Origin of the sequence: Streptomyces sp. NPDC021225 (assembly GCF_044332865.1) — a bacterium.
Taxonomy (GTDB): Bacteria; Actinomycetota; Actinomycetes; order Streptomycetales; family Streptomycetaceae; genus Streptomyces.
The window spans coordinates 170,359-193,038 of sequence record NZ_JBIRPV010000017.1; the positions used below are offsets into that span (position 1 = coordinate 170,359).

General features: G+C 71.9%; 23 protein-coding genes and 5 tRNA genes. 9 read left to right on the plus strand and 19 right to left on the minus strand.

Annotated elements, in window-relative coordinates; all coding sequences use genetic code 11:
- Positions 1–58: 58 nt before the first annotated feature.
- On the minus strand, positions 59–1,828 hold the full coding sequence (locus ACH4S9_RS42805) for a DAK2 domain-containing protein (protein WP_398377044.1): 1,770 nt from the start codon (positions 1,826–1,828) through the stop codon (positions 59–61).
- 252 nt (positions 1,829–2,080) lie between these two features.
- On the opposite strand from ACH4S9_RS42805, the gene rpmB reads away from it, so the two are divergent.
- Positions 2,081–2,266 carry a 50S ribosomal protein L28 gene (gene rpmB / locus ACH4S9_RS42810; protein WP_009714771.1) on the plus strand — a complete coding sequence of 62 codons (186 nt, stop codon included), beginning with the start codon at positions 2,081–2,083 and terminating at the stop codon, positions 2,264–2,266.
- Positions 2,267–2,403: 137 nt separating this feature from the next.
- On the opposite strand, the gene thiD is transcribed toward rpmB, so the two are convergent.
- Positions 2,404–3,225: a bifunctional hydroxymethylpyrimidine kinase/phosphomethylpyrimidine kinase gene (thiD, locus tag ACH4S9_RS42815; RefSeq protein WP_311727824.1), complete on the minus strand. Its 822-nt coding sequence runs from the start codon at positions 3,223–3,225 to the stop codon at positions 2,404–2,406.
- An 87-nt stretch (positions 3,226–3,312) separates the two neighbouring features.
- Positions 3,313–4,281, minus strand: coding sequence for a thiamine-phosphate kinase (locus ACH4S9_RS42820; RefSeq protein ID WP_311727825.1), 969 nt, complete (start codon positions 4,279–4,281; stop codon positions 3,313–3,315).
- A gap of 137 nt (positions 4,282–4,418) precedes the next feature.
- On the opposite strand from ACH4S9_RS42820, the gene ACH4S9_RS42825 reads away from it, so the two are divergent.
- Together ACH4S9_RS42825 and ACH4S9_RS42830 are read left to right on the plus strand one after the other, a co-directional pair.
- A complete protein-coding gene (locus tag ACH4S9_RS42825) occupies positions 4,419–4,652 on the plus strand; it encodes an Lrp/AsnC family transcriptional regulator (RefSeq protein WP_014176096.1) in 234 nt (77 codons plus the stop codon).
- 19 nt (positions 4,653–4,671) lie between these two features.
- Complete coding sequence (locus ACH4S9_RS42830; protein ID WP_311727826.1) at positions 4,672–5,190, plus strand: DUF3515 domain-containing protein; 519 nt, start codon at positions 4,672–4,674, stop codon at positions 5,188–5,190.
- A gap of 58 nt (positions 5,191–5,248) precedes the next feature.
- Here ACH4S9_RS42830 and ACH4S9_RS42835 read toward each other — a convergent pair whose 3' ends face one another.
- The 3 genes from ACH4S9_RS42835 to ACH4S9_RS42845 are packed head-to-tail and all read right to left on the minus strand — an operon-like array spanning position 5,249 to position 8,206.
- Entirely contained in the window at positions 5,249–6,421 is a 1,173-nt protein-coding gene (locus tag ACH4S9_RS42835; protein WP_352133729.1) for a D-alanine--D-alanine ligase family protein, read from the minus strand.
- Positions 6,422–6,455: 34 nt separating this feature from the next.
- Entirely contained in the window at positions 6,456–7,457 is a 1,002-nt protein-coding gene (locus tag ACH4S9_RS42840; protein ID WP_385350162.1) for an NAD(P)H-dependent glycerol-3-phosphate dehydrogenase, read from the minus strand.
- The gene (locus ACH4S9_RS42845; RefSeq protein ID WP_358847599.1) at positions 7,454–8,206 is read right to left on the minus strand and encodes a lysophospholipid acyltransferase family protein; all 753 of its coding nucleotides are present in this window, start codon (positions 8,204–8,206) and stop codon (positions 7,454–7,456) included. The genes ACH4S9_RS42840 and ACH4S9_RS42845 overlap by 4 nt, the downstream gene beginning before the upstream one ends.
- 143 nt (positions 8,207–8,349) lie before the next feature.
- Between ACH4S9_RS42845 and cofC the strand changes: the two genes are divergently transcribed.
- Positions 8,350–9,009, plus strand: a complete 660-nt coding sequence (cofC, locus tag ACH4S9_RS42850) for a 2-phospho-L-lactate guanylyltransferase (protein ID WP_385350166.1) — start codon at positions 8,350–8,352, stop codon at positions 9,007–9,009.
- Between the two features lie 104 nt (positions 9,010–9,113).
- The gene (locus ACH4S9_RS42855; protein WP_311727830.1) at positions 9,114–9,317 is read left to right on the plus strand and encodes a hypothetical protein; all 204 of its coding nucleotides are present in this window, start codon (positions 9,114–9,116) and stop codon (positions 9,315–9,317) included.
- Between the two features lie 92 nt (positions 9,318–9,409).
- Here the strand turns inward: ACH4S9_RS42855 and ACH4S9_RS42860 are convergent, their stop codons facing one another.
- From ACH4S9_RS42860 to leuC, 4 genes are all read right to left on the minus strand, one after another.
- Positions 9,410–10,000, minus strand: coding sequence for an HU family DNA-binding protein (locus tag ACH4S9_RS42860; protein WP_311727831.1), 591 nt, complete (start codon positions 9,998–10,000; stop codon positions 9,410–9,412).
- A gap of 125 nt (positions 10,001–10,125) precedes the next feature.
- The gene (locus ACH4S9_RS42865; protein ID WP_311727832.1) at positions 10,126–10,371 is read right to left on the minus strand and encodes a hypothetical protein; all 246 of its coding nucleotides are present in this window, start codon (positions 10,369–10,371) and stop codon (positions 10,126–10,128) included.
- Between the two features lie 126 nt (positions 10,372–10,497).
- Complete coding sequence (gene leuD, locus ACH4S9_RS42870) at positions 10,498–11,091, minus strand: 3-isopropylmalate dehydratase small subunit (RefSeq protein ID WP_398377045.1); 594 nt, start codon at positions 11,089–11,091, stop codon at positions 10,498–10,500.
- A 6-nt stretch (positions 11,092–11,097) separates the two neighbouring features.
- Positions 11,098–12,528, minus strand: a complete 1,431-nt coding sequence (gene leuC / locus ACH4S9_RS42875) for a 3-isopropylmalate dehydratase large subunit (RefSeq protein WP_311727834.1) — start codon at positions 12,526–12,528, stop codon at positions 11,098–11,100.
- A 140-nt stretch (positions 12,529–12,668) separates the two neighbouring features.
- On the opposite strand from leuC, the gene ndgR reads away from it, so the two are divergent.
- Complete coding sequence (ndgR, locus tag ACH4S9_RS42880; protein ID WP_089510951.1) at positions 12,669–13,385, plus strand: IclR family transcriptional regulator NdgR; 717 nt, start codon at positions 12,669–12,671, stop codon at positions 13,383–13,385.
- A gap of 50 nt (positions 13,386–13,435) precedes the next feature.
- Here the strand turns inward: ndgR and ACH4S9_RS42885 are convergent, their stop codons facing one another.
- Positions 13,436–13,918, minus strand: coding sequence for a DUF4188 domain-containing protein (locus ACH4S9_RS42885; protein WP_398377046.1), 483 nt, complete (start codon positions 13,916–13,918; stop codon positions 13,436–13,438).
- A 94-nt stretch (positions 13,919–14,012) separates the two neighbouring features.
- Here ACH4S9_RS42885 and ACH4S9_RS42890 point away from each other — a divergent pair, with 94 nt between their 5' ends.
- The gene (locus ACH4S9_RS42890; protein WP_398377051.1) at positions 14,013–14,660 is read left to right on the plus strand and encodes a MerR family transcriptional regulator; all 648 of its coding nucleotides are present in this window, start codon (positions 14,013–14,015) and stop codon (positions 14,658–14,660) included.
- A gap of 47 nt (positions 14,661–14,707) precedes the next feature.
- Here ACH4S9_RS42890 and ACH4S9_RS42895 read toward each other — a convergent pair.
- The 8 genes from ACH4S9_RS42895 to ACH4S9_RS42930 all read right to left on the minus strand — a co-directional run bounded on the left by ACH4S9_RS42895 (position 14,708) and on the right by ACH4S9_RS42930 (position 17,931).
- Positions 14,708–14,780: transfer RNA gene (locus tag ACH4S9_RS42895), tRNA-Glu, on the minus strand.
- Between the two features lie 12 nt (positions 14,781–14,792).
- A tRNA-Gln gene (locus tag ACH4S9_RS42900) sits at positions 14,793–14,864 on the minus strand.
- 13 nt (positions 14,865–14,877) lie between these two features.
- A tRNA-Glu gene (locus ACH4S9_RS42905) sits at positions 14,878–14,950 on the minus strand.
- Between the two features lie 35 nt (positions 14,951–14,985).
- Positions 14,986–15,058, minus strand: a tRNA-Glu gene (locus tag ACH4S9_RS42910).
- Positions 15,059–15,107: 49 nt separating this feature from the next.
- A tRNA-Gln gene (locus tag ACH4S9_RS42915) sits at positions 15,108–15,179 on the minus strand.
- A gap of 192 nt (positions 15,180–15,371) precedes the next feature.
- The gene (gene gltX, locus ACH4S9_RS42920) at positions 15,372–16,859 is read right to left on the minus strand and encodes a glutamate--tRNA ligase (RefSeq protein WP_358847597.1); all 1,488 of its coding nucleotides are present in this window, start codon (positions 16,857–16,859) and stop codon (positions 15,372–15,374) included.
- Entirely contained in the window at positions 16,852–17,646 is a 795-nt protein-coding gene (locus tag ACH4S9_RS42925) for a fumarylacetoacetate hydrolase family protein (protein ID WP_311727838.1), read from the minus strand. Before ACH4S9_RS42925 ends, gltX begins: the two co-directional genes overlap by 8 nt.
- Positions 17,647–17,751: 105 nt before the next feature.
- On the minus strand, positions 17,752–17,931 hold the full coding sequence (locus ACH4S9_RS42930; RefSeq protein WP_398377052.1) for a hypothetical protein: 180 nt from the start codon (positions 17,929–17,931) through the stop codon (positions 17,752–17,754).
- A 568-nt stretch (positions 17,932–18,499) separates the two neighbouring features.
- Between ACH4S9_RS42930 and ACH4S9_RS42935 the strand changes: the two genes are divergently transcribed.
- Entirely contained in the window at positions 18,500–22,534 is a 4,035-nt protein-coding gene (locus ACH4S9_RS42935; RefSeq protein WP_398377047.1) for a nitrate- and nitrite sensing domain-containing protein, read from the plus strand.
- A 9-nt stretch (positions 22,535–22,543) separates the two neighbouring features.
- Positions 22,544–22,680, plus strand: a 137-nt coding sequence (locus tag ACH4S9_RS42940; RefSeq protein ID WP_210606506.1) for a roadblock/LC7 domain-containing protein, incomplete at its 3' end; no start/stop codon positions are given.

Here is a 22,680-nt window from a genome sequence, read left to right on the forward strand (position 1 = left end):
ACACCACGGCACCGACAAGCGGGGCCATTGAGTCCGACGAGACGCCTGCTGTGCGGGGCTATTCGATGCCTATGATCAGCGGCACATCGGACTGGCCGCCCGGGTAGACCACCGTGTCGACGGCGAAGTGCCCCTCCCGTACGTGGCGCTCCAGGTGCTCGGCGACACCGTCGGGCAGGTCCGCGCCCAGCACCAGCGTGACCAGTTCGCCGCCCGCGGCAAGCATCCGGTCCAGCACGGTCTCGGCGGTGCCCGCGAGGCCGTCGCCGATCACCGCCACATCGCCGTCGATGAGCCCGAGTACGTCCCCCGCCTGGCACACCCCGGCCATGGTCCAGAACTGGCGCTCGGCGACGGCCAGCTCGGCGTAGCGGGTGGCGCCCGCGGCGGAGGTCATGGCCACGACGTCCTCGTCGAAGCTGCGGCCCGGCTCGTGCACGGCGAGCGCGGCGAGGCCCTGGACCGGGGAGCGGGTGGGGATGACCGCCACCCGTACGCCGTCGGCGCGGGCCTGGGCGGCGGCGGCCGCGGCGGTGTGGCGCAGCTCGGTGTCGTTCGGCAGCAGGACGACCTCCTGGGCGCCGGCCCGCCGGACGGCCTCGGTCAGCTCGCCCGCGGCCGGCCGCTCCCCGGGGCGCGCGGCGACCACGGTCGCGCCGACCTCGGCGCACAGCGCGGCCAGGCCCTCGCCGGGGACGACCGCGACCACGGCGCGCGGTGCGCGCTCCGCGCGGGCGCCCTGGGGCTCGGCGGCGCCCGGCCGGTCCGGGCGGGCGGTGTCGGCCGTGCGGGGCCGGGGGTAGGGCTGGTCGGCGTGGGCCCGGCGGGCGGCGGCGGTGTCGAAGTGGGTGATGCGGATGCGGTGCGGGCGGCCCGCCTCGACGCCCGCCTCCACGGCCGCTCCCGCGTCGTCCACATGGACGTGTACGTTCCACAGCCCGTCGCCGCCGACGACCACCAGGGAGTCGCCGAGCGCGTCCAGCCGCTCACGGAGCCGGGCGACGGCCGGCTCGTCCGCCTCCAGCAGATAGATCACCTCGAAGGCGGGTCCGCAGTCGGCGCCCTCGCCGTCGGGCCCGGCGTCGGCGGCGGCCGCGGGCCCGGGGGCCGGGCAGCATCCGGGGGCCGTGACCGGCCCGTCGGCCGGGGCCCGGCCCGAGGTGGCCTCGGCGAGGGCGCCGAGTACCACCACCAGCCCGTAGCCGCCCGCGTCGACGACGCCCGCGCGGGCCAGCACCCCGAGCTGAGCGGGGGTGGCCTCCAGGGCGGTCCGGGCGCCCTCGTACGCCGCGCGGGCCACCGCGGCCGGGTCTCCCTCGGCGCGCCCCGCGGAGTCGGCCGCGGCCCGCGCCACGGTCAGCACGGTGCCCTCGACCGGGTGGGCCACGCCCAGGTACGCCAGCTCGGCCGCGCGCCGCAGGGCCCGGCGCAGGCCGTCCGCCCCACCGTCGTCGCCGCCTCCGTCGCCACCTCCGTCGCCGCTGGGGCCGTCGCCGTCCGCGAGGACGTCCGCCATGCCGCGCAGCAGCTGCGCCAGGATGGTGCCGGAGTTGCCGCGCGCCCCGATCAGGGCGCCGTGGGCCATGGCGCGCACCGCCTCGGGCAGGCTCGGGCGGGCGGCGGTCCCCTGGGCCGCGGCGTGGCCGTCGAACGCGGCGGCGACGGCCTGGGCGGCGGACTCGACGGTCAGATAGAGATTGGTGCCGGTGTCCGCGTCCGCGACCGGATAGACGTTGATCGCGTCGATCTCCTCGCGAGCGCGGCCGAGCGCGTCCAGCGCCAGGGCGCACCAGGTGCGTACCGCATCGGCGTCGAGCGTGTGCGGCACGTACGTCCTCCTCGGGAGGGCAGGGGGCGGGACCGTTATCGCAGGGTAGTCGCCACCCCCGGCGCAGGCCCGGGCGACCGTGGTAATTTCGGGGTAGCGGAGCAGGCGTTGTATATTGCTCCGGTTGCCCGATGAAAATCGGGCCATTCCCCTGGCATCACCGCCGATCGTTCACGATCCCGGCGCGCCGGGGTTCACCGTAAGTGTCTGTCTCCTCGCGCCAGCGGGGTTGACCCGTCTTTGGAGTAACCCGTGGCTGCCAACTGCGACGTCTGCGGCAAGGGGCCGGGCTTCGGCAACAACATCTCGCACTCGCACCGCCGCACCCGCCGTCGTTGGAACCCCAACATCCAGACGGTGCGCGCTGTGGTCGGTCGGACCCCGAAGCGGCTCAACGTCTGCACCTCGTGCATCAAGGCCGGCAAGGTTTCGCGCTGAATCTCCCGCGCGGGCGGGGGCGACCCCGTGCGCGTGCCGAGTGCGACCCTTCCGGTTGCCGAGCCGGTCCACCTCGTGGTGGACCGGCTTTTCGCATGCCCTGAGTTCCCGGTCCAGTCCCGGGCTCGTCTCCGAGGTCAGCGCCACCGCCAGCCGTGATCCACCGGGCCGATCCCCCGGCCCAGCGGGAATCCGGCCGCGATCGCGCCCGTGACGTACTCCTTGGCCGCCGCGACGGCCTCCGGCACCCCGGCCCCCAGCGCCAGATGCGAGGCGATGGCCGAGGCGAGGGTGCAGCCCGTGCCGTGCGTATGGCGGTTGTCGTGCCGGGGCGCGCGCAGCCAGTGCTCCTCGGTGCCGTCGGTCAGCAGGTCGACCGCGTCGCCGTCCAGATGGCCGCCCTTGATCAACGCCCATCGCGGGCCGAACTCCAGAACCGCGCCCGCGGCCCGCCGCAGATCCCCCTCCCCCGCCACCGTCACACCCGTGAGCTGGGCGACCTCGTCCAGGTTGGGCGTGGCCACGGTCGCGACCGGCAGCAGCCGGGTGCGGACCGAGCCGAGGGCCTCCGCGGCGAGCAGGGCGTCGCCGTGTTTGGAGACCCCGACCGGGTCGACCACGACCGGGGCGGAGACGTCCGCGAGCAGCCCGGCGACGGTCTCGACCAGCTCGGCGGTGGCCAGCATCCCGGTCTTGACCGCCTGCACCCCGATGTCGTCGACGACGCTGCGGAACTGGGCCCGTACGGCCTCGGCGGGCAGCTCCCACGCACCGCTCACGCCCAGCGAATTCTGCGCCGTCACGGCCGTGATCACGCTCATGCCGTGCACGCCGAGGGCCAGCATCGCCTTCAGGTCGGCCTGAATACCGGCACCGCCGCCGGAGTCGGATCCGGCGACGGTGAGGACGCGGGGCGGGGCCATGGGCCTGGTGGGCGGTGGTGCGGGGGAAGTCGCCATGTCGCCGAATCTACTCGGCGTTCCGATGGGCGCTTCCCGAAGGCGCTTCCGGCCGGTGCTTCCGGCCGGTGCTTCCCGTCGGCGCTTCTAGTCGGCGCTCTTGTCCTTGCCGAAGTGGTCCCAGCCCGCGTGCGGCCAGGGCGCGCCGTCCACGGTCACCTGCGGCAGCGCCGAGGGGTTGAGCACCTCGCCGATCACCTTCCAGCGGGCGGGCAGCTTCGCGTCCGGCGGGAAGGTGGCCACGATCGCGTGGTCCTCGCCCCCGTTGAGCACCCACTGAAGCGGATCGACGCCCACCGCCTGCCCGATGTCGGACATCTGGGAGGGGATGTCGATGTCCCCCGAGCGCAGATCGATCCGGACCTTGCTGGCCTCCGCGATATGCCCGAGGTCGGCGACCAGCCCGTCGCTGACGTCGGTCATGGCGGTCGCGCCGAGCCCGGCGGCTGCGGGCCCCGCGTGGTACGGCGGCTCCGGGCGGCGGTGCGCCTCCACGAAGGCGCGCGGCGAGCGGAAGCCGCGGGAGAGCACCGCGTGTCCGGCCGCCGACCAGCCGAGCCAGCCCGTGACCGCGACCACGTCGCCCGGCTGGGCACCGGATCGGGTGACCGGCTCGTGGTTGCGCAGATCGCCCAGAGCGGTGATGGCCACGGTGATGGTGTCGCCGCGCACCACATCGCCGCCCACCACGGCCGCGCCCGCCACCTGGCACTCGTCGCGGATGCCGTCCATCAGCTCGGCGGGCCAGGTCACCGGGAGTTCGGCGGGCACCACCAGGCCCAGCAGGAGCGCGGTGGGCACCGCGCCCATGGCCGCGATGTCCGCGAGGTTCTGGGCGGCGGCCTTGCGGCCGACGTCATAGGCGGTGGACCAGTCGCGGCGGAAGTGCCGGCCCTCCAGCAGTACGTCCGTACTGGCCACGACCCGCCGGTCCGGCGCGGCCACGACCGCGGCGTCATCGCCGGGCCCAAGCCGTACCGCCGGGGTGGTGGTGAGCCGGGAGGTGAGCTCTCTGATGAGCCCGAACTCCCCCAACTCGCCCACGGTGCCCTTCATCCCATTGCCCCTTCGCACTTGTCGCTCGCTGCCCGCCGCGCCGCGCACGCCGCGCGGGTCTCCCCGCGTCGCTCGGCGACGCGGTACCGTGGCGTCCCTTCTCCCCACATGATCCTCGTAGCCGCCCTGGAGGTTCCGTGGTACAGGCGTACATCCTGATCCAGACCGAGGTCGGCAAGGCGTCGACCGTCGCCGACGTCATCGCCAAGATCCCCGGAGTGATACAGGCCGAGGACGTCACCGGCCCGTATGACGTCATCGTGCGCGCACAAGCGGAGACGGTCGATGAACTCGGCCGCATGGTGGTCGCGAAGGTCCAGCAAGTGGACGGCATCACCCGCACCCTGACCTGCCCGGTCGTCCATCTGTGACTCCCCGTATGCTCGGCCCGTGAATTGCGCACACCGTAGCCCCCGCCGCAGGGCCGTCACCACGCCCGCCGCCGTGGCGCTGCTCGTGCTGTCGGCGGCCGGTTGCTCCCTCGTCGGAGACACCGACGGTTCACTGTCCCTCTCGGTTCCCAAGCCGACGGCGGAGGCGGCCAGGCTCTGCCGGGCGCTGCACAAGGAACTGCCGAAGACTCTGGAGGGGCTGAAGCGGCGCACCCCCGAGCCCGCCTCGGACCTCACCGCCGCCTGGGGCGACCCCGCCATAAAGCTGCGCTGCGGGGTCGCGAAGCCCCTCAAGCTCACACCCGGCACCGAACACTACGACCCGTACGTCAACTCGGCCGAGGTCAACGGCGTGAAGTGGCTGCCGGAGCAGCTGGACGACGGCTACCGCTTCACGACCGTGCTGCGCCGGGCGTATGTGGAGGTGACGGTGCCCGGGAAGTACGCGCCGGAGGTCAACCCGCTCGTCGATCTGGCGAGCGCCGTCGAGAAGAGCGTGCCCGAGGGCGTGGTCTGAGAGGCCCCGTACGCACCGGCCCCGGGCGCGCCGCCCGGGGCCATGGCGTCGTCGTCGCCTAGCGCAGCCCCGTCGGGCGGCGCAGCGCGGCCTGGATGAGCCGGTCCACCAGTTCCGGGTAGCTCACGCCGCTCTCCTGCCACATCCGCGGGTACATCGAGATGGGCGTGAAGCCGGGCATGGTGTTGATCTCGTTGATCACGAATTCGCCGTTGTCCTGGAGGAAGAAGTCCGCGCGGACCAGGCCCTCGCAGGACGTCGCCTCGAACGCCCGCACCGCGAGCTCCTGCACCCGCTCGGTCTGCTCCGCGGTGAGCGGCGCGGGCACCACGCCGTCCGCCGAGTCGATGTACTTCGCCTCGAAGTCGTAGAAGTCGTGGGCGGAGACCGGCGGGATCTCGGCGGGCACGCTGGCCCGCGGGCCGTCCTCGAACTCCAGCACACCGCATTCGATCTCGCGGCCGCGCAGCAGCGCCTCGACGACGATCTTCGGGTCGTGGCGCCGCGCCTCCTCGATCGCCTCCTCCAGGCCGGAGATGTCGTCGACCTTGGAGATGCCGATGGAGGAACCCGCGCGCGCGGGCTTCACGAAGACCGGCCAGCCGTGCTCACCGGCGAAGTCGACGATCTTCTTGCGCGCGGCGGCGGGGTCCTGCTCCCACTCGCGGGGGCGGATCACCTCGTACGGGCCGACCGGCAGCCCGAAGGAGACGAACACCCGCTTCATGTACTCCTTGTCCATGCCGACGGCGGAGGCGAGGACTCCGGCGCCCACATAGGGCACGCCGGACAGCTCGAGCAGCCCCTGAAGGGTGCCGTCCTCGCCATAGGGGCCGTGCAGCATGGGAAAGACCACGTCGACCTCGCCGAGCGCCTTGGGCACCGCGCCCGGCTCGGCGTAGACCACCTCGCGGTTGCCCTGCTCGACCGGGAGCAGGACCGAGCCCTCCTCGGACTCGGCGAGCCCCTCGACGCTGGGCAGCACCCGGTCCGCGATGGCCATCCGGTCGGGCTCGTCGACGGTCAGCGCCCAACGCCCGTCGCCCGTGATCCCGATCGGCAGCACGTCGTACTTCTCGCGGTCGATGGCGCGCAGCACCGCGCCGGCGGTGACCACCGAGATGGTGTGCTCGGAGCTGCGGCCGCCGAACACGACGGCGACGCGCAGCTTCCGCGGCTCCCCTCCGGAAGGGGGCGGGACAGGGCTGGGGGCGGGGCTCTGGCTGCTCATAACGCGTTGAGATTACCTTGCGGTCCGGGCGTGGTCAGTGTCGCTCGGGCTTCGCGCTGCGCGACATCAGCTCTTTCAGCGCGACCAGCGGCGGTTTGCCGTCGTGGACGACGCTCACCACGGTCTCGGTGATCGGCATGTCGACGTCGTGCCGCCGGGCGAGATCGAGCACGGACTCGCACGACTTGACGCCCTCGGCGGTCTGCTTGGTGACCGCGATGGTCTCCTCCAGCGTCATGCCCCGGCCGAGGTTGGTGCCGAAGGTGTGGTTCCGGGACAGCGGCGAGGAGCAGGTGGCGACCAGGTCGCCCATGCCCGCCAGGCCCGCGAAGGTGTGCGCGTCGGCGCCCATGGCGAGCCCCAGCCGGGTCGTTTCCGCCAGTCCCCGGGTGATCAGCGACGCCTTGGCGTTGTCGCCGAGCCCCATTCCGTCGGCGATGCCCACGGCGAGCGCGATGACGTTCTTGACCGCTCCGCCGAGCTCGCAGCCGACCACGTCGGTGTTGGTGTACGGGCGGAAGTACGGGGTGTGGCAGGCGGCCTGGAGGCGGCGCGCCACGGCCTCGTCGCGGCAGGCGACCACCGAGGCGGCGGGCTGGCGGGCCGCGATCTCCTTGGCCAGGTTGGGCCCGGTGAGCACGGCGACCCGCTCCGCGGGCGCCTCGGCGACCTCCCCGATCACCTCGCTCATCCGCTTGGCGGTGCCCAGTTCCACGCCCTTCATCAGGGAGACCAGCACGGTGTCGGCGGGCAGCAGCGGCGCCCACTCGGCGAGGTTGCCGCGCAGCGTCTGGGAGGGCACGGCGAGCACGGTGAACTCGGCGCCCCGGGCCGCCTCCGCCGGGTCGGTGGTGGCCCGTACCGACCGCGGCAGCTCGGTCCCCGGCAGATAGTCGGGGTTGGCGCGGGTGGTGTTGATGGCCTCCACGGGGCCGGGCCTGCGGCCCCACAGCGTCACCTCGCAGCCCGCGTCGGCGAGCACCATCGCGAAGGCGGTGCCCCAGGAGCCGGTGCCGTAGACGGCGCAGCGCGTCACTTGCTCTCCTCTTCGGCCGCGGGGGGTTCCCCGGCGGCGCGGGACTTACCGGCCCGGTAGTCGTAGCGCTCGGTGGGCGCGGGCTCCCCGCGCACCTCGGAGAGGAGTTCGGCGACCGCCGCCATGATGTCGTCGGTGGCCGCCCGCAGCACCTCGGCGGTGGGCTCCTTGCCGTAGTACGCGGACAGGTCCACGGGCGGGCCCGCGTGCACCGTCAGCGTCTTGCGGGGGAAGAACCGGGGCCGCTTGGCGTACGGCGGCAGCGCCTGGTTGGCGCCCCACTGCGCGACGGGGATCACGGGCGCCTTGGTGAGCAGCGCGACGCGCGCCGCGCCGGTCTTGCCGCGCATGGGCCACAGCCCGGGGTCGCGGGTGAGGGTGCCCTCGGGGTAGAAGGCCACGCACTCGCCCCTGTTGACGGCGTCCACGGCGGCCCGGAAGGCGTTGGCCGCGTCGGTGGACTCCCGGTAGACGGGGATCTGCGAGGTCCCGCGCAGGAAGGCGCCCACAAAGCCGCCCTTGAAGACGCCGGCCTTGATCAGGAAGCGCGGCATGCGCCCGGTGTTGTACTGGAAGTGGGCGTACGAGAAGGGATCGAGATGTGAGTTGTGGTTGATCGCGGTGATAAATCCGCCGTCGACGGGAATGTGCTCCATTCCGCGCCAGTCCCGCTTGAAGAGGACCACGAGCGGCGGTTTCACCAGGACCGCCGCCAAGCGGTACCAGAAGCCGATTCTGCGGCCGGACACTCGGAACATCCTCCTCTTGGACCCTGCTGACCTGCTGGCTTTGCTGCCCGTCCGGGCAGCCGCACAAGTGTCGCCCCAGACACCCGGTCTGTCGAGCACACCGTAACCCCGCACGTCCCCGGCGGCTCCGACAGCAGGCGAGAATGAGGCCCGTGGGAAGCGATGGAGTCCGTGGGGCGTGGACGCTGGTGGTGCCGCTGAAGCCCTTGTCCCAGGCCAAGAGCAGGCTCGCCGACGCCGCGGGGGACGCTCTGCGGCCGGGGCTCGCCCTGGCGTTCGCGCAGGACACGGTGGCCGCCGCCCTGGCGTGCCGGGCGGTGCGCGGGGTGACGGTCGTCACGGACGACCCGCTCGCGGCGCGGGAGCTGTCGGCCCTCGGCGCCCGGATCCTCCCGGACCCGCCGGGCGGCGGCCTGAACGCGGCGCTCACGCAGGGCGCCCTGGCCGTGCGGCAGCAGCTCCCCACGGCCGCCGTGGCGGCCCTGAACGCCGATCTCCCGGCCTTGCGGCCGGAGGAGCTCGAGCAGGTGCTCGAGGCCGCCTCCGCCTTTCCACGGGCCTTTCTGGCGGATGCGGCGGGGGTGGGCACGACGCTGCTCGCGGCGGCGCCTGGGGTGGAGCTGTCCCCCGCGTTCGGCGGGCCCTCCCGGGCCCGGCACCGGGCGTCGGGGGCGCGGGAGATATGGCTGCGGGGGGTCGACTCGGTGCGGCGCGACGTGGATACGGGCGCGGACCTGCGGGCCGCGCTGGCGCTCGGGGTGGGCCCGCACACCGCGCGCCACCCCGTCCCGGGCCCCGCGTAGCCCGCGGCGCGGCTGCCCACAACCGGGGCTCCGCCCCGGACCCCGGTCCTCAATCGCCGGACGGGCTTGATCTGCCCGGAAAACCCCGCCGCTACGCTGGTTGTATGCAGGCGACCGCGTACACATACGACTCCGAGACCCGCTCCGGCAGCGTGCTGCTGGACGACGGGACCCCGTTGCCCTTCGACGCGGCGGCCTTCGACGCCGGAGGGCTGCGGCTGCTGCGCCCCGGGCAGCGGGTGCGGATCGAGGTGGAGGGCGAGAGCGAGGCGCGCCGCGTCGTCCTGGTGACCCTGCACACCTTCTGACGCTCCAGCCTCCCGAACACACCGCGGGCCGGGCTCCTCCTGGGAGCCCGGCCCGGCGCGTGACGCCGCCCTGCGTGCCGCTGACCCGCGGATCAGCGCTTCCGGGCGGTGGTGGCCTTCTTGGCCGTGGTCTTGCGCGCGGTGGTCTTGCGCGCCGGGGCCTTCTTCGCCGCCGCCTTCTTCGCCGTGGCGGCCGCCTTCTTGACCGTGGTCTTCTTCGCCGCGGCCTTCGCCGGCGCCTTCTTCGCCGCCGCCGCCTTCGCGGGGGCCTTCTTGGCGGCGACCTTCTTCGCGGCGGGCGCGGCCTTCTTCGCCGCGGCCTTCTTGGCCGCCGCCTTCTTCGCCGCGACCTGGAGGCTGCCCTTGGGGGCCTTCTTCACGGCCACCTCGCCGCCCCGCGGGAGCTTCTTCGAGCCGCTCACCAGGTCCTTGAACCCCTGGCCCGCGCGGAAGCGGGGCACCGAGGTCTTCTTGACCCGGACGCGCTCCCCGGTCTGCGGGTTGCGGGCGTAACGAGCCGGACGCTCGACCTTCTCGAACGAGCCGAATCCGGTGACCGAAACTCGCTCCCCGGAGACGACCGCACGGACCATCGCGTCCAGTACCGCGTCAACCGCCTCCGCCGCCTGCTGACGGCCGCCGAGCTTGTCGGCAATCGCTTCTACGAGCTGCGCCTTGTTCACGTCTTCCCCTTCGGAGACATTGCCAGAACGAATGTGTTCAAGCTTTTTCGCACGTTAGGCAGATATATACCGCAAATCAAACACGAAACGGGCTTATCACCCTTGTGCCGCAACGCACTCGGATGTCATGGATGTCCGTCGGAGTCGGGATCTTGGGGGAAACGTCCCTCGTCGAGGTCGTTCATCAACCGCTCGAGACGCCGCGCTGCGTCCGCGAGATCGTGTTTCGCCGCCGCCGTGATGACCAGCAGCTTCCGGGACAGCGCCATCCGTACGCCCTCCGGGACTTGCAGTGAGCGCACCCTTGTGTGCGCTTCCTTGAGCCGGTCCGCGACAAGCCCGTAGAGCTCGAGTTGGCCGTCGCGTTCCATGCACTGATTGTGCCATCTGAGGCGAGTTGTCGCTTCAGGGGGCCTCAACATGCCGATGCGCCGCCGGTCCGGGGACCGGCGACGCATCGTGTCAAACATGCTCTGTCCAGGGAAGACCCAGGGGGCTCAGACCTCAACCGTGCTCGGCTTGAAGGTCGGCCGCCGGGCCTCGTACGCGGCGATCTCGGCCTCCTGCCGGAGGGTGAGACTGATGTCGTCCAGCCCCTCCAGGAGTCGCCATCGGGCGTTCTCGTCAAGCTCAAAATCAGCCGTGATTCCCTCGGCTCGAACCTGGCGGTCGACCAGGTCCACGGCGACCTCGGCCGACGGGTCGGCCTCGACCAGCTTCCACAGCCGGTCCACGGTCTCCTGCGGCAGCACCACCGTCAGGAGGCCGTTCTTGAGGGAGTTGCCACGGAAGATGTCGGCGAAGCGCGAGGAGATGACGGCCTTGAAGCCGTAGTTCTGAAGCGCCCACACCGCGTGCTCACGCGAGGAGCCGGTGCCGAAGTCGGGGCCGGCGACCAGCACGGTCGCGCCCTTGCGCTCGGGGCGGTTGAGCACGAAGTCCGCGTCCTTGCGCCAGGCCTCGAAGAGCCCGTCCTCGAAACCGTCGCGGGTGACCTTCTTGAGCCAGTGCGCGGGGATGATCTGGTCGGTGTCGACGTTGCTGCGGCGCAGCGGGACGGCCCGGCCGGTGTGCGTGGTGAATGCTTCCATGACTGCTCAGGCCCCCACGGGAACGGTTGCGTCGGCGTCGGACAGATCGGCGGGCGAGGCCAGATGGCCGAGGACCGCGGTGGCAGCGGCCACCTGCGGCGAGACCAGGTGGGTGCGGCCGCCCTTGCCCTGCCGGCCCTCGAAGTTGCGGTTGGAGGTGGACGCCGACCGCTCGCCGGGCGCCAGCTGGTCGGGGTTCATGCCCAGACACATCGAGCAGCCCGCGTGCCGCCACTCGGCGCCGGCCGCGGTGAACACCTTGTCAAGCCCCTCCTCCACGGCCTGGAGGGCGACCCGCACGGAGCCGGGGACGACCAGCATCCGCACCCCGTCGGCCACGGCACGGCCGGACAGGACGGAGGCGGCGGAGCGCAGGTCCTCGATACGGCCGTTGGTGCAGGAGCCGACGAAGACGGTGTCGACCTTGATGTCCCGCAGCGCCTGACCAGCCGTCAGACCCATGTACTCCAGGGCCTTCTCGGCGGCCAGCTTCTCGCTGGCGTCCTCGTAGGAGGCGGGGTCGGGGACGCGGGCCGACAGCGGCGCGCCCTGGCCCGGGTTGGTGCCCCAGGTGACGAACGGCGCGAGCTCGGCGGCGTCGATGACCACCTCGCGGTCGAAGACCGCGTCGTCATCGGTGCGCAGCGTGCGCCAGTACTCCACGGCGGCGTCCCAGTCGGCGCCCTGGGGGGCGTGGGCGCGGCCCTGGAGATACGCGAAGGTGGTCTCGTCCGGGGCGATCATGCCCGCCCGGGCGCCGGCCTCGATGGACATGTTGCAAACGGTCATCCGGGATTCCATCGAGAGCTTCTCGATGGCGGAGCCCCGGTACTCGAGGACATAGCCCTGGCCGCCGCCGGTGCCGATCTTCGCGATGATCGCCAGGATCAGGTCCTTGGCCGTGACCTCCTCGGGCAGCTCGCCCTCGACCGTGATCGCCATGGTCTTGAAGGGCGCGAGCGGCAGCGTCTGGGTGGCCAGCACATGCTCGACCTGGCTGGTGCCGATGCCGAACGCGAGCGCGCCGAAGGCGCCATGGGTGGAGGTGTGGCTGTCACCGCAGACCACGGTGGTGCCCGGCTGGGTCAGTCCCAGCTGGGGGCCCACCACGTGGACAACGCCCTGCTCGACGTCGCCGAGCGGGTGCAGCCGTACGCCGAACTCCGCGCAGTTCTTGCGCAGCGTCTCCAACTGGACCCGGGAGACCGGGTCGGCGATCGGCTTGTCGATGTCCAGGGTGGGGGTGTTGTGGTCCTCGGTCGCGATGGTGAGGTCGGTGCGACGGACCTGGCGGCCGGCCTTGCGGAGGCCGTCGAAGGCCTGCGGGCTGGTCACCTCGTGGAGCAGGTGCAGATCGATGAAGAGGAGGTCGGGCTCGCCTTCGGCGCGCCGGACGACATGGTCGTCCCAGACCTTCTCCGCGAGTGTCCGTCCCATCGCTTTCCCTCCGGCCGGCAACATCGCCGGCCCTGCTCGTGTGGCTGCGCACCCTGGTCTATGGGCCCGCCATTACAGAGTGGCGCGTCGCCTCGTAAATTGAACTTGCGTTTCACAGTGTGAGACGCGAATATCGTTTCATGGACAACTCTAGTGGCGTCGGCGTTCTCGACAAGGCGGCTCTGGTACTGAGCGCTCTGGAGTCCGGTCCGGCCACCCTCGCCGGGCTGGTCGGGGCCACCGGTCTCGCGCGCCCCACGGCGCACCGGCTCGCGGTAGCGCTCGAGCACCACCGGATGGTGGCGCGTGACATGCAGGGACGCTTCATCCTCGGCCCGCGGCTGGCCGAGCTGGCCGCGTCGGCGGGCGAGGACCGCCTGCTCGCCACGGCGGGCCCGGTCCTCACGCATCTGCGGGACGTGACCGGGGAGAGCGCGCAGCTGTATCGGCGCCAGGGCGACATGCGCATCTGCGTGGCGGCGGCGGAGCGGCTGTCCGGACTGCGGGACACCGTGCCGGTGGGCTCGACGCTGCCCATGAAGGCCGGCTCCGCTGCCCAGATCCTGATGGCCTGGGAGGAGCCGGAGCGGCTGCACCGCGGGCTCCAGGGGGCCCGTTTCACGGCGACCGCGCTGTCGGGCGTACGGCGGCGCGGCTGGGCCCAGTCGATCGGCGAGCGGGAGCCCGGCGTGGCCTCGGTGTCCGCGCCCGTACGAGGCCCGTCCAACCGCGTGGTCGCGGCGGTCTCGGTGTCCGGGCCGATCGAGCGACTGACCCGGCACCCGGGCCGGATGCACGCCCAGGCGGTCATCGACGCGGCCGCGCGCCTGACGGACGCCCTCCGCCGGGGCGCCTGACCCCCGGCCGGGCGCTCAGCCCGGTGGCAGCCGGGGGAGAACCGAGCCCTTCAAAGAGCGAGCCGGTCGGCCGCGCGGTCACCGCGGCGGCCGACCGGGATGACGCCGGTGGCCTTGGCCAGGCCGAACTCCGGCATGTTGATGTAGACGGCCTCGTGCGCACCGGCCGGGACGACGAAGGTCTCGTGCCAGAAGCCGACCTTGCCCCGGCCCTCCCGCATCCGCCGGTTGAACGCCGCCCAGGCCGGCCGGTGCGCCTTGCCCTGGTCAGCCGCGTACGCCAGCAGCTTCTCGTGCGACTCCCAGTACTGGACGACGTAGATCAGCCGCGGCGGGCCGAACAGCAGCTGGTACCCCAGCATGCCGCTGTCCTTGTCCCGCGACAGCTCGCGCAGCATCCGCGGCATCGCCCGGAACACCGGCCACCAGCTGCGCAGCGCCCGGAAGCGGTTGATCCGCATGCCGATCATGAAGACGGTCACCCCGCCCTCGGCGTCGGCGGTCATGCGCCCGGCTATCGGCTTGGCACCCATGGCGATCCCCTCATCCCTCACAACGCGGTAATCTCGGATAGCGGCACTATCCAATGATTGGATAGTGTCACTCTCCAACCAGGAAGGCAAGTGGATGCGTCTCAAGGAGCTGAGCCAGCGCAGCGGGGTGCCCACCGCGACGATCAAGTACTACCTGCGCGAGCGGCTGCTGCCGCCCGGCGAGCGCGTCAGCGCCACCCAGGCCGAGTACGGCGAGGAGCATCTGCGCAGACTGCGGCTGGTGCGGGCGCTGATCCAGGTGGGCCGGGTGCCGGTGGCAACGGCCCGGGAGGTACTGGAGACCGCGGAGGACGAGTCACTGCCCCAGAACACCCGCATGGGTGCCGCGGTCTGGGCGCTGCCGCACGGCCCGGAGCCGGCCGAGGACGACCCCGAGACGGCGGACGCCCGGCACCAGGTCGACACCCTGCTGGAGCGGCTCGGCTGGACGTACGGCCAGGAGCTCGGCGACACCTCTCCCGCGTACGGGATGCTGGTGGCGGCCATCGCCTCGCTGGCCCGTCTCGGCTATCCGCACGAGACCGACCATCTGCTGCTGCATGCCCGCCTGGCCGCCGAACTGGCCGTCGCGGACCTGGATCTGGTCGAGAAGTACGGCGGCTCCCCCACGGAGCGGATCGAGGCGGTCGTCGCGCTGACGGTGCTGTACGAACCCGTACTGCTGGCCCTGCGGCGACTCGCGGAAACCGAGGAATCCGGCCGCCGTTTCACCGATTCCTGACACGAAAAAGCCCTCCGTGAAAAACACGCAGGGCTTTCGCAATAAAGTACCCCCGACCGGATTCGAACCGGCGCTACCGCCTTGAGAGGGCGGCGTGCTAGGCCGCTACACAACGGGGGCTTGAGTACTGCGCTGGGCTACCAGGACTCGAACCTAGACTAAATGAACCAGAATCACTCGTGCTGCCAATTACACCATAGCCCATGGTATAGACCAGTACCCCCGACCGGATTCGAACCGGCGCTACCGCCTTGAGAGGGCGGCGTGCTAGGCCGCTACACAACGGGGGCCCTAGCGATCTCCGTCTCCGTAAAGAAGAGATCCGTACCCCCGACCGGATTCGAACCGGCGCTACTGCCTTGAGAGGGCAGCGTGCTAGGCCGCTACACAACGGGGGCTTGGTCCTGCTGATCAAGAGACTTACGGAAGTACCGAAAAGATCCCTTGCTGGGGTACCAGGACTCGAACCTAGACTAAGTGAACCAGAATCACTCGTGCTGCCAATTACACCATACCCCACCAAAACTCCACCCTTTGAGGGGTGTTGTCTGGTTTTGCGCCCCGGTCCGGCCTCTCGGCCCGCCCGGGCGGCGCAGGAAGAACATTACCCGATGGTGGACGGGCCACCAAAACGAGTATCGACGCGTCGCGGACGCCGAAGGCGACCACCGGAGCCCGGTGACCGCCCTCGTACGCGCGTGAGCTGCCGCCCTACGCCGTCAGCTTCGCCAGCGCGGCGTCGACACGGGCCAGGGTGCGCTCGCGGCCCAGGACCTCCAGCGACTCGAACAGCGGCAGGCCGACCGTGCGGCCGGTGACGGCGACTCGCACCGGCGCCTGGGCCTTGCCCAGCTTGAGGCCGTGCTCCTCGCCGGCCGCCAGGACCGCCGCCTTCAGGGTCTCGGCGTTCCAGTCGGCCTCGGCGAGTCGGGTGCGGACCGAGGCGAGCAGCGCGTCGGCGCCCGGCTTCATCGCCTTCGTCCAGGACGCCTCGTCCGCCACCGGCTCGTCGAGGAAGAGGAAGTCCACGTTCGCGGTGATGTCGGACAGCACCGTCAGCCGGGTCTGGGCCAGCGGGGCCAGCGTCTCGAAGGCCTCCGCGTCGAAGGCCTCCGGGGCCCAGGGCGCGTGCGGCGCCTTCAGCCAGGGCTCGCAGGCCTCGATGAACGCCTTCACATCCAGCCGCCGGATGTGGTCGGCGTTGATCGCCTCGGCCTTCTTGAGGTCGAACCGCGCCGGGTTGGCGTTCACATCCGCGATGTCGAACGCGGCGACCATCTCGTCCAGCGGGAAGACATCCCGGTCGGGCGCCAGCGACCAGCCCAGCAGGGAGAGGTAGTTGAGCAGACCCTCGGGGAGGAAGCCGCGCTCCCGGTAGAGGTTCAGCGAGGCCTGCGGGTCGCGCTTGGAGAGCTTCTTGTTGCCCTCGCCCATCACATACGGCAGATGACCGAAGGCGGGCACGGTGCCGCTTCCGACGCCGATCTCGGCGAGGGCGCGGTAGAGCGCGATCTGGCGCGGGGTGGAGGACAGCAGGTCCTCGCCGCGCAGCACATGCGTGATCTCCATCAGCGCGTCGTCCACCGGGTTGACGAGCGTATAGAGGGGGGCGCCGTTGGCCCGCACGATGCCGTAGTCCGTCACGTTCTCCGGCGTGAAGGTGAGCTCGCCGCGCACCAGGTCGGTGAAGGTGATCGGCTCGTCCGGCATCCGGAAGCGCACGATGGACGAGCGCCCCTCGGCCTCGTACGCGGCGCGCTGCTCGGCGGTCACGGTGCGGCACTTGCCGTCGTAGCCGGAGGGCCGACCGGCCGCTCGGGCCGCCTCGCGGCGCTCCTCCAGCTCCTCGGCGGTGCAGTAGCAGCGGTAGGCGTGACCACTCTCCAGCAGTTGGTCCGCCACCTCGCGATAGCGGTCCATGCGCTGCGACTGGCGGTACGGGGCGTGCGGGCCGCCGACCTCGGGGCCCTCGTCCCAGTCGAGGCCCAGCCAGCGCATCGCGTCCAGCAGCTGCTGGTAGGACTCCTCGGAGTCGCGGGCGGCGTCGGTGTCCTCGATACGGAAGACCAGGGTGCCGCCGTGGTGACGGGCGAACGCCCAGTTGAACAGGGCGGTACGGACCAGGCCGACATGGGGGTTGCCGGTCGGCGAGGGACAGAAACGTACCCGCACGGGAGCGGAGGGGGTTGCGCTAGCCACGCTTGATCACCTTGTTGGTGAGAGTGCCGATGCCTTCGATGGTGACGGCGACCTCGTCGCCGACGCTGAGCGGTCCGACGCCCGCCGGGGTGCCGGTGAGGACGACGTCGCCGGGGAGCAGCGTCATCGCCTCGGTGATGTGCACGATCAGATCCTCGATCGGACGCACCATCTCACTCGTGCGGCCGAGCTGGCGCTGCTCCCCGTTCACGGTGCAGCCGATGCCCAGGCCCGCGCCGATGTCGGCGGGGTCGATGCCGGTCTCCACCCAGGGGCCCAGCGGGCAGGAGGTGTCGAAGCCCTTGGCCCGCGCCCACTGCTTCTCGCGCTTCTGGACATCGCGCGCGGTGACGTCGTTGGCGCAGGTGTAGCCGAGGATCACGTCCTTGACGCGCTCCCGGGGCACCTCCTTGCACATCCGGCCGATGACCACGGCCAGCTCGGCCTCGTGGTGCACGTCCTCGGAGAAGGAGGGGTAGACGATGGGGTCGCCGGGGCCGATCACGGAGGTGGACGGCTTGAAGAAGGCGACCGGGACGTCGGGGACCTCGTTGCCCAGCTCGGCGGCGTGCTCGGCGTAGTTGCGGCCGATCGCCACGATCTTGTTGGGCAGGACGGGCGGCAGCAGCCGGACCTCGCTCAGCGGGACCGTCCGGCCCGAGCGCTCGAATTCGGCGAAGGGGTGGCCCTTGATGATGTCGATCACGGGACCGTCCTGGGCGGACGGTCCGTCCTCGACCACGCCGAAGGCGACGCTGCCGTCGATGGAGAACCTGGCGATGCGCACGGGAAGCTGCTGCCTCTTCACTGGACTGGCTGGAGACTGACGCTCCAGGCTATCGCTCCGTGTCCCGCGCATCCCCGCCCATTTCCCCCGGGGCGGGCGACAGGCTCAGCTGTTGGGGGCCTCGTTCAGGATGGTGCGCTTGGGGTTCGCGGTCTGCGTCGGGAGGTCGACGGAGTGCTCCGGCCGCTCCTCGGCCGCGGACTTCAGCTCGCCGGCGTCCTTCAGATGCGCCAGGGTGGTGCGCCGCGGGTTGGCTATGGTGCGGACCATCATCGTCGTCTTCACGTGAGTCATGCCTCGTGTTGTTGTCGTTTTGACCGGCTGTGTAAAGCGTCAGGCTAGAGGCCCCTTTGCCCACCGATCCGGGAAAGAAGTCACGATCGGTCTGTGAGTTTCCTCACCAGCCACCGGGCAAATGCCGCATTGACGACACCCCCCACAACTCCCCGAAACGGACATTGCCACCCGGAATGCGACGTTCCGATCTTGATCATCGCCACCCGGACACGAGCACTTTGCGGGCAACTCGCAGAAAAAAGTCCGTTATCGACAAGATGGCTTTCTACATCCGGTAATAAATCCCGTACTGAGCGTCACACCCGTCACAGCATTTTCGCTTGCCCTTGTTGCAGCATCCGGCACTGTGCTGGAATTCCCGGGACCGCCGCGGACACAGCCGGCGCGCAGGGGGCACAAGGAGAGGGAGACGCCGAGCGGCGGTGGCTCCTCTTCTCGAACGGAAGGAAGCGCGCCGGTCACTCACGACCGCCAGGGGGGCCTGACCGTCCCCCGTGACTCGACACCGTTTCACCGCACCGCCGGTGAAGCGCCTGGTCCAGAGGTTGCGACACTAGTGCAGGGACGTTTCAAGAGGGAAGGTAAGGGGTCTCCCCCAGCCCACCAGGGCCGAGGGGAAGCTTCGGCGGACCCGGAGCCGCGCGGAGGGACCGACCGCGGCTCCTCGCCCCAGCGCGCCCAAGTCACCGGACGAGCCCCGGCCGACCACCAGAGCCCGGATTCCGGTGCGCAGACCGGCGTCTCAGCCGGGGCCGCGCCGACAGACCAACCCAAGCCGAAGGCCCCCAGCGGACCGGGCACCCGGCTCGCCCTGCGCAACTGGCGCATCAGTACCCGGCTGGTCTCGCTGCTGGCGCTGCCCGTGGTCGCCGCGACCACCCTCGGCGCGCTGCGTATCAACAGCTCGCTGGACAACATCGAGCAGCTCGACCGGATGAAGCTGCTCACCGAGATGACGCAGCAGGCGACCCAGCTGGCGAGCGCGCTCCAGGAGGAGCGCGACAAGTCGGCCGCGCCGCTGGCCGGCAAGGCCAGCGCCAAGGACGACCGCATCGTCGCCACCCGCGAGAAGACCGACCGCGAGGTGGCGGCGTTCAACCGGGCCACCCAGGACCTCGATCCGGGCGACAAGGCGCTGGCCGGCGTGCAGTCCACGCTCGTGGACATCAGCAAGCAGCTCGGCAAGATCAGCCAGATCCGCGACGGCGCCTACCAGGACGATCAGTACTACTCGCTGACCGCCCAGGACTACAACGAACTGATCGACTCACTGCTGCTGCTGTCCCAGGACATGGCCCAGGCCACCAGCAACAGCGACATGATCAACAGTACCCGTGCGCTGGCCACCTTCTCCTCCGCCAAGGAGTACGCCTCGATCCAGCGCGCGCTCATCAGCGCCGCGCTGGCCGACCCCAAGGGCGCCGAGTTCTCCGCCAACGACCGCCGCTTCGCCAGAACCGCGGTGGACAAGGAGGAGGAGGCGCTTCGGCGGTTCAACCAGATCCGCGAAGGCAACTCCGAGGACCTGCTGGAGCCGCTGGACAGCCGCGCGGACATCAAGGCGGCGACGCTGTACGCCGACCGCGCGGTGCGCGACCCCAACGGGCTCCAGGCCGAGAAGCGCACCGCCATCGACTGGTACGACCAGGACTCCATCAAGATCGATGAGATGGCCCGGATCGAGCAGACGCTGCTCGGTGAGATGAAGCAGAAGGCCCGCGATCTACGCGCGGAAGCCCAGCAGGACGCGATCCTCAACGGCGCCCTGATCCTGCTCGTCCTCGGCGTCACGCTGGTCGGCGCGTTCGTCGTCGCCCGGTCCATGGTCCGCTCGCTGCGCCGGCTCCAGGACACCGCCCAGGACGTCGCCCAGAAGCGGCTGCCGGAGCTGGTCAAGCAGCTGTCCGAGTCCGACCCGCAGGACGTGGACACCTCCGTCGAGTCGGTCGGTGTGCACAGCCGGGACGAGATCGGCAAGGTGGCCGCGGCCTTCGACGACGTGCACCGCGAGGCCGTCCGGCTGGCCGCCGAGCAGGCGCTGCTGCGGGGCAACGTCAACGCGATGTTCACCAACCTCTCGCGCCGCAGCCAGGGCCTCATCCAGCGCCAGCTCTCGCTCATCTCCGAGCTGGAGAGCCGCGAGGCCGACCCGGACCAGCTGTCCTCGCTCTTCAAGCTCGACCACCTCGCGACCCGTATGCGCCGTAACGGCGAGAACCTGCTGGTCCTCGCGGGCGAGGAGCCCGGCCGCCGGTGGACCCGGCCGGTTCCGCTGGTCGACGTGTTGCGCGCGGCGGCGTCCGAGGTGGAGCAGTACGAGCGCATCGAGCTCAGCTCCGTCCCCATGAACGAGGTGGCCGGCCGGGTCGTCAACGACCTGGTCCACCTGCTCGCCGAGCTGCTGGAGAACGCGACCTCGTTCTCCTCGCCGCAGACCAAGGTCAAGGTCACCGGTCACGCGCTGCCCGACGGCCGGGTGCTGGTCGAGATCCACGACACCGGCATCGGGCTCTCGCCCGAGGATCTGGCGGCGATCAACGAGCGGCTGGCCAGCCCGCCCACGGTCGATGTGTCGGTCTCCCGGCGCATGGGCCTGTTCGTGGTCGGCCGGCTGTCGCTGCGCCACGGGATCCGGATCCAGCTGCGGCCGTCCGACTCGGGCGGCACCACGGCGCTGGTCATGCTGCCGGTGGACGTCGCCCAGGGCGGCCGCAAGCCGGGCGCTCCGGCGCCGGGCAACGCGGGCCAGGGTGGCCCGGGCGGCCCCGGTGGTCCCGGCGGTCCTGGTGGTCCCGGTGGTCCCGGCGTCCCTGGCGGCGGCTCGGCCGGAATGCTGGGCTCCCTGCCGTCGCGGCGGCAGGTTCCCGGCTCCGGCTCGCGGGCCGCGCTGCCCGGCAGCGGGGGCGGTGGGCTGCCCACCCGCCCCGTCGGCGCGGGCGCGGGCGCGCCCCCCTCGGGCGGCGCCCCCTCCGGCCAGAACCTCTTCGAGGGCGGCAACCGGCCCCCGGCCCAGCGGAACGCCCCGGCGGGCCCGCCCGGCGACTTCGCCGGCCGTCCCCCGCTCCCCCAGCGCGGCGACGCGCGCCCGGACGGGTTCGGCGGCGGACGCGGCGAAGGCCCGACCGTGGCCCCGCCGACCGGCGCCCCGATGCGCGCGGACTCCCCCGGCGACCAGGGCGGCCGTCCGCAGCTGCCCTCGCGTGGCGCGGCGCCCGAACTCCCCGGCCCGCAGCAGCCCGGCACCAGCTGGGGCGCTCGCCGGTCGGGCGAGGACGACTGGCCCACCACGCGCGAGGCGATGGACGCGCCGCGCGGGCACGAGGAGAACGACACCACCGGCCCGTTCGCCCGGCCCCAGCTGGGCGAGAGCCCGAGCATGTTCGAGCCGCGGCGCGCCCCGGGTGACACGGGCGAGTTCCCGCAGCCCCGGTTCGGCCAGCCGGCAGGACAGGGCGGCCGCGGCCCGGGCGACACGGGAGAGTTCCCCCAGCCCCGGTTCAACGAGCCCGCAGGACAGGGCGGCCGCGGACCCGGCGACACCGGCCAGTTCGCCCGACCCGACCTCGGTCGGGGCCCGGGCGACACGGGAGAGTTCCCCCAGCCCCGGTTCAACGAGCCCGCAGGGCAGGGCGGCCGCCGCCCCGGCGACACCGGCGAATACGCCATGCCGGGCCGGATGGACGGCCGCGGCCCGGGCGACACGGGAGAGTTCCCGCAGCCCCGGTTCAACGAACCGGCAGGGCAGGGCGGCCGCGGCCCGGGCGACACCGGCGAGTTCCCCCAGCCCCGGTTCAACGAACCCGCCGGACAGGGCGGCCGCGGACCCGGCGACACCGGCCAGTTCGCCCGACCCGACCTGGGCGCCCCGCGGCCGGGGGCCGACACCGGCTCGTACCGCCAGGGCGGTCCGGGCGTCGGGCGCGACCAGAACTCCGGCACCGGGGAGTTCCCGCTGCCGCAGCGGCCGGGCGGCCGGGGCGCCGAGACGCCCGGCTCGCTCCCGCCCGCGGGGCCCGGCGACGGCCGGACGCCGATCTTCGACACCATCGAGTCGGACTGGTTCCGCTCGCAGGACGGCGGGTCCCTCGGCCGCGGCCAACGGCTCGCCCCCGAGCCGCCGGAGTCCGGCCGCCCCGCGTCCGCCGTGCCCCCCGCCCCGCGGCGGGACAGCGGCGACGGCCAGGGGATCGGCGCCGGATCCGGCGCCGGCACCACGGCGAACGGCGCCGGGACCAACGCGAACGGCTTCGGCCCCGGGGCGAACGGCACCAGCCCGGCGTCCAACTGGCGTACGTCGCCGAACGACGAGCGCTGGCGCCGCGCCGAGCAGCTCCGCGAGGGGCCCGCGGCGGGCGGCATAACGTCGTCCGGCTTGCCACGCCGCGTACCGCGCGCGAATCTCGTGGAAGGCGCCGCACAGCCACAGCAGCAATCCGGTCCGATCGGACCGCAGGTTTCGCGCGCGCCCGATGACGTGCGCGGGAGGCTGACCAACCTCCGCCGGGGGATCCAGCAGGGCCGCCAGGCCGGAACCGGTCCGGACGGCAATCACGATCGCGGCGTAGGCCCGACTTACCAGCAGGAGCGTTAGTTGAGCCCGATGAGCCAGGCGGCGCAGAATCTGAACTGGTTGATCACGAACTTCGTGGACAACACCCCCGGGGTGTCGCACACGGTGGTGGTCTCCGCCGACGGACTCCTTCTGGCGATGTCCGAAGGCTTCCCCCGTGACCGAGC

Excerpts from the sequence above, each read along its gene's own strand:
- thiD (WP_311727824.1), bottom strand. The coding sequence starts at position 3,225 with ATGGCGACTTCCCCCGCACCACCGCCCACCAGGCCCATGGCCCCGCCC.
- ACH4S9_RS42820 (WP_311727825.1), bottom strand. The coding sequence starts at position 4,281 with ATGAAGGGCACCGTGGGCGAGTTGGGGGAGTTCGGGCTCATCAGAGAG.
- ACH4S9_RS42835 (WP_352133729.1), bottom strand. The coding sequence starts at position 6,421 with ATGAGCAGCCAGAGCCCCGCCCCCAGCCCTGTCCCGCCCCCTTCCGGA.
- cofC (WP_385350166.1), top strand. The coding sequence starts at position 8,350 with ATGAGGCCCGTGGGAAGCGATGGAGTCCGTGGGGCGTGGACGCTGGTG.
- ACH4S9_RS42855 (WP_311727830.1), top strand. The coding sequence starts at position 9,114 with ATGCAGGCGACCGCGTACACATACGACTCCGAGACCCGCTCCGGCAGC.
- ACH4S9_RS42865 (WP_311727832.1), bottom strand. The coding sequence starts at position 10,371 with ATGGAACGCGACGGCCAACTCGAGCTCTACGGGCTTGTCGCGGACCGG.
- leuD (WP_398377045.1), bottom strand. The coding sequence starts at position 11,091 with ATGGAAGCATTCACCACGCACACCGGCCGGGCCGTCCCGCTGCGCCGC.
- leuC (WP_311727834.1), bottom strand. The coding sequence starts at position 12,528 with ATGGGACGGACACTCGCGGAGAAGGTCTGGGACGACCATGTCGTCCGG.
- ndgR (WP_089510951.1), top strand. The coding sequence starts at position 12,669 with ATGGACAACTCTAGTGGCGTCGGCGTTCTCGACAAGGCGGCTCTGGTA.
- ACH4S9_RS42885 (WP_398377046.1), bottom strand. The coding sequence starts at position 13,918 with ATGGGTGCCAAGCCGATAGCCGGGCGCATGACCGCCGACGCCGAGGGC.
- ACH4S9_RS42890 (WP_398377051.1), top strand. The coding sequence starts at position 14,013 with ATGCGTCTCAAGGAGCTGAGCCAGCGCAGCGGGGTGCCCACCGCGACG.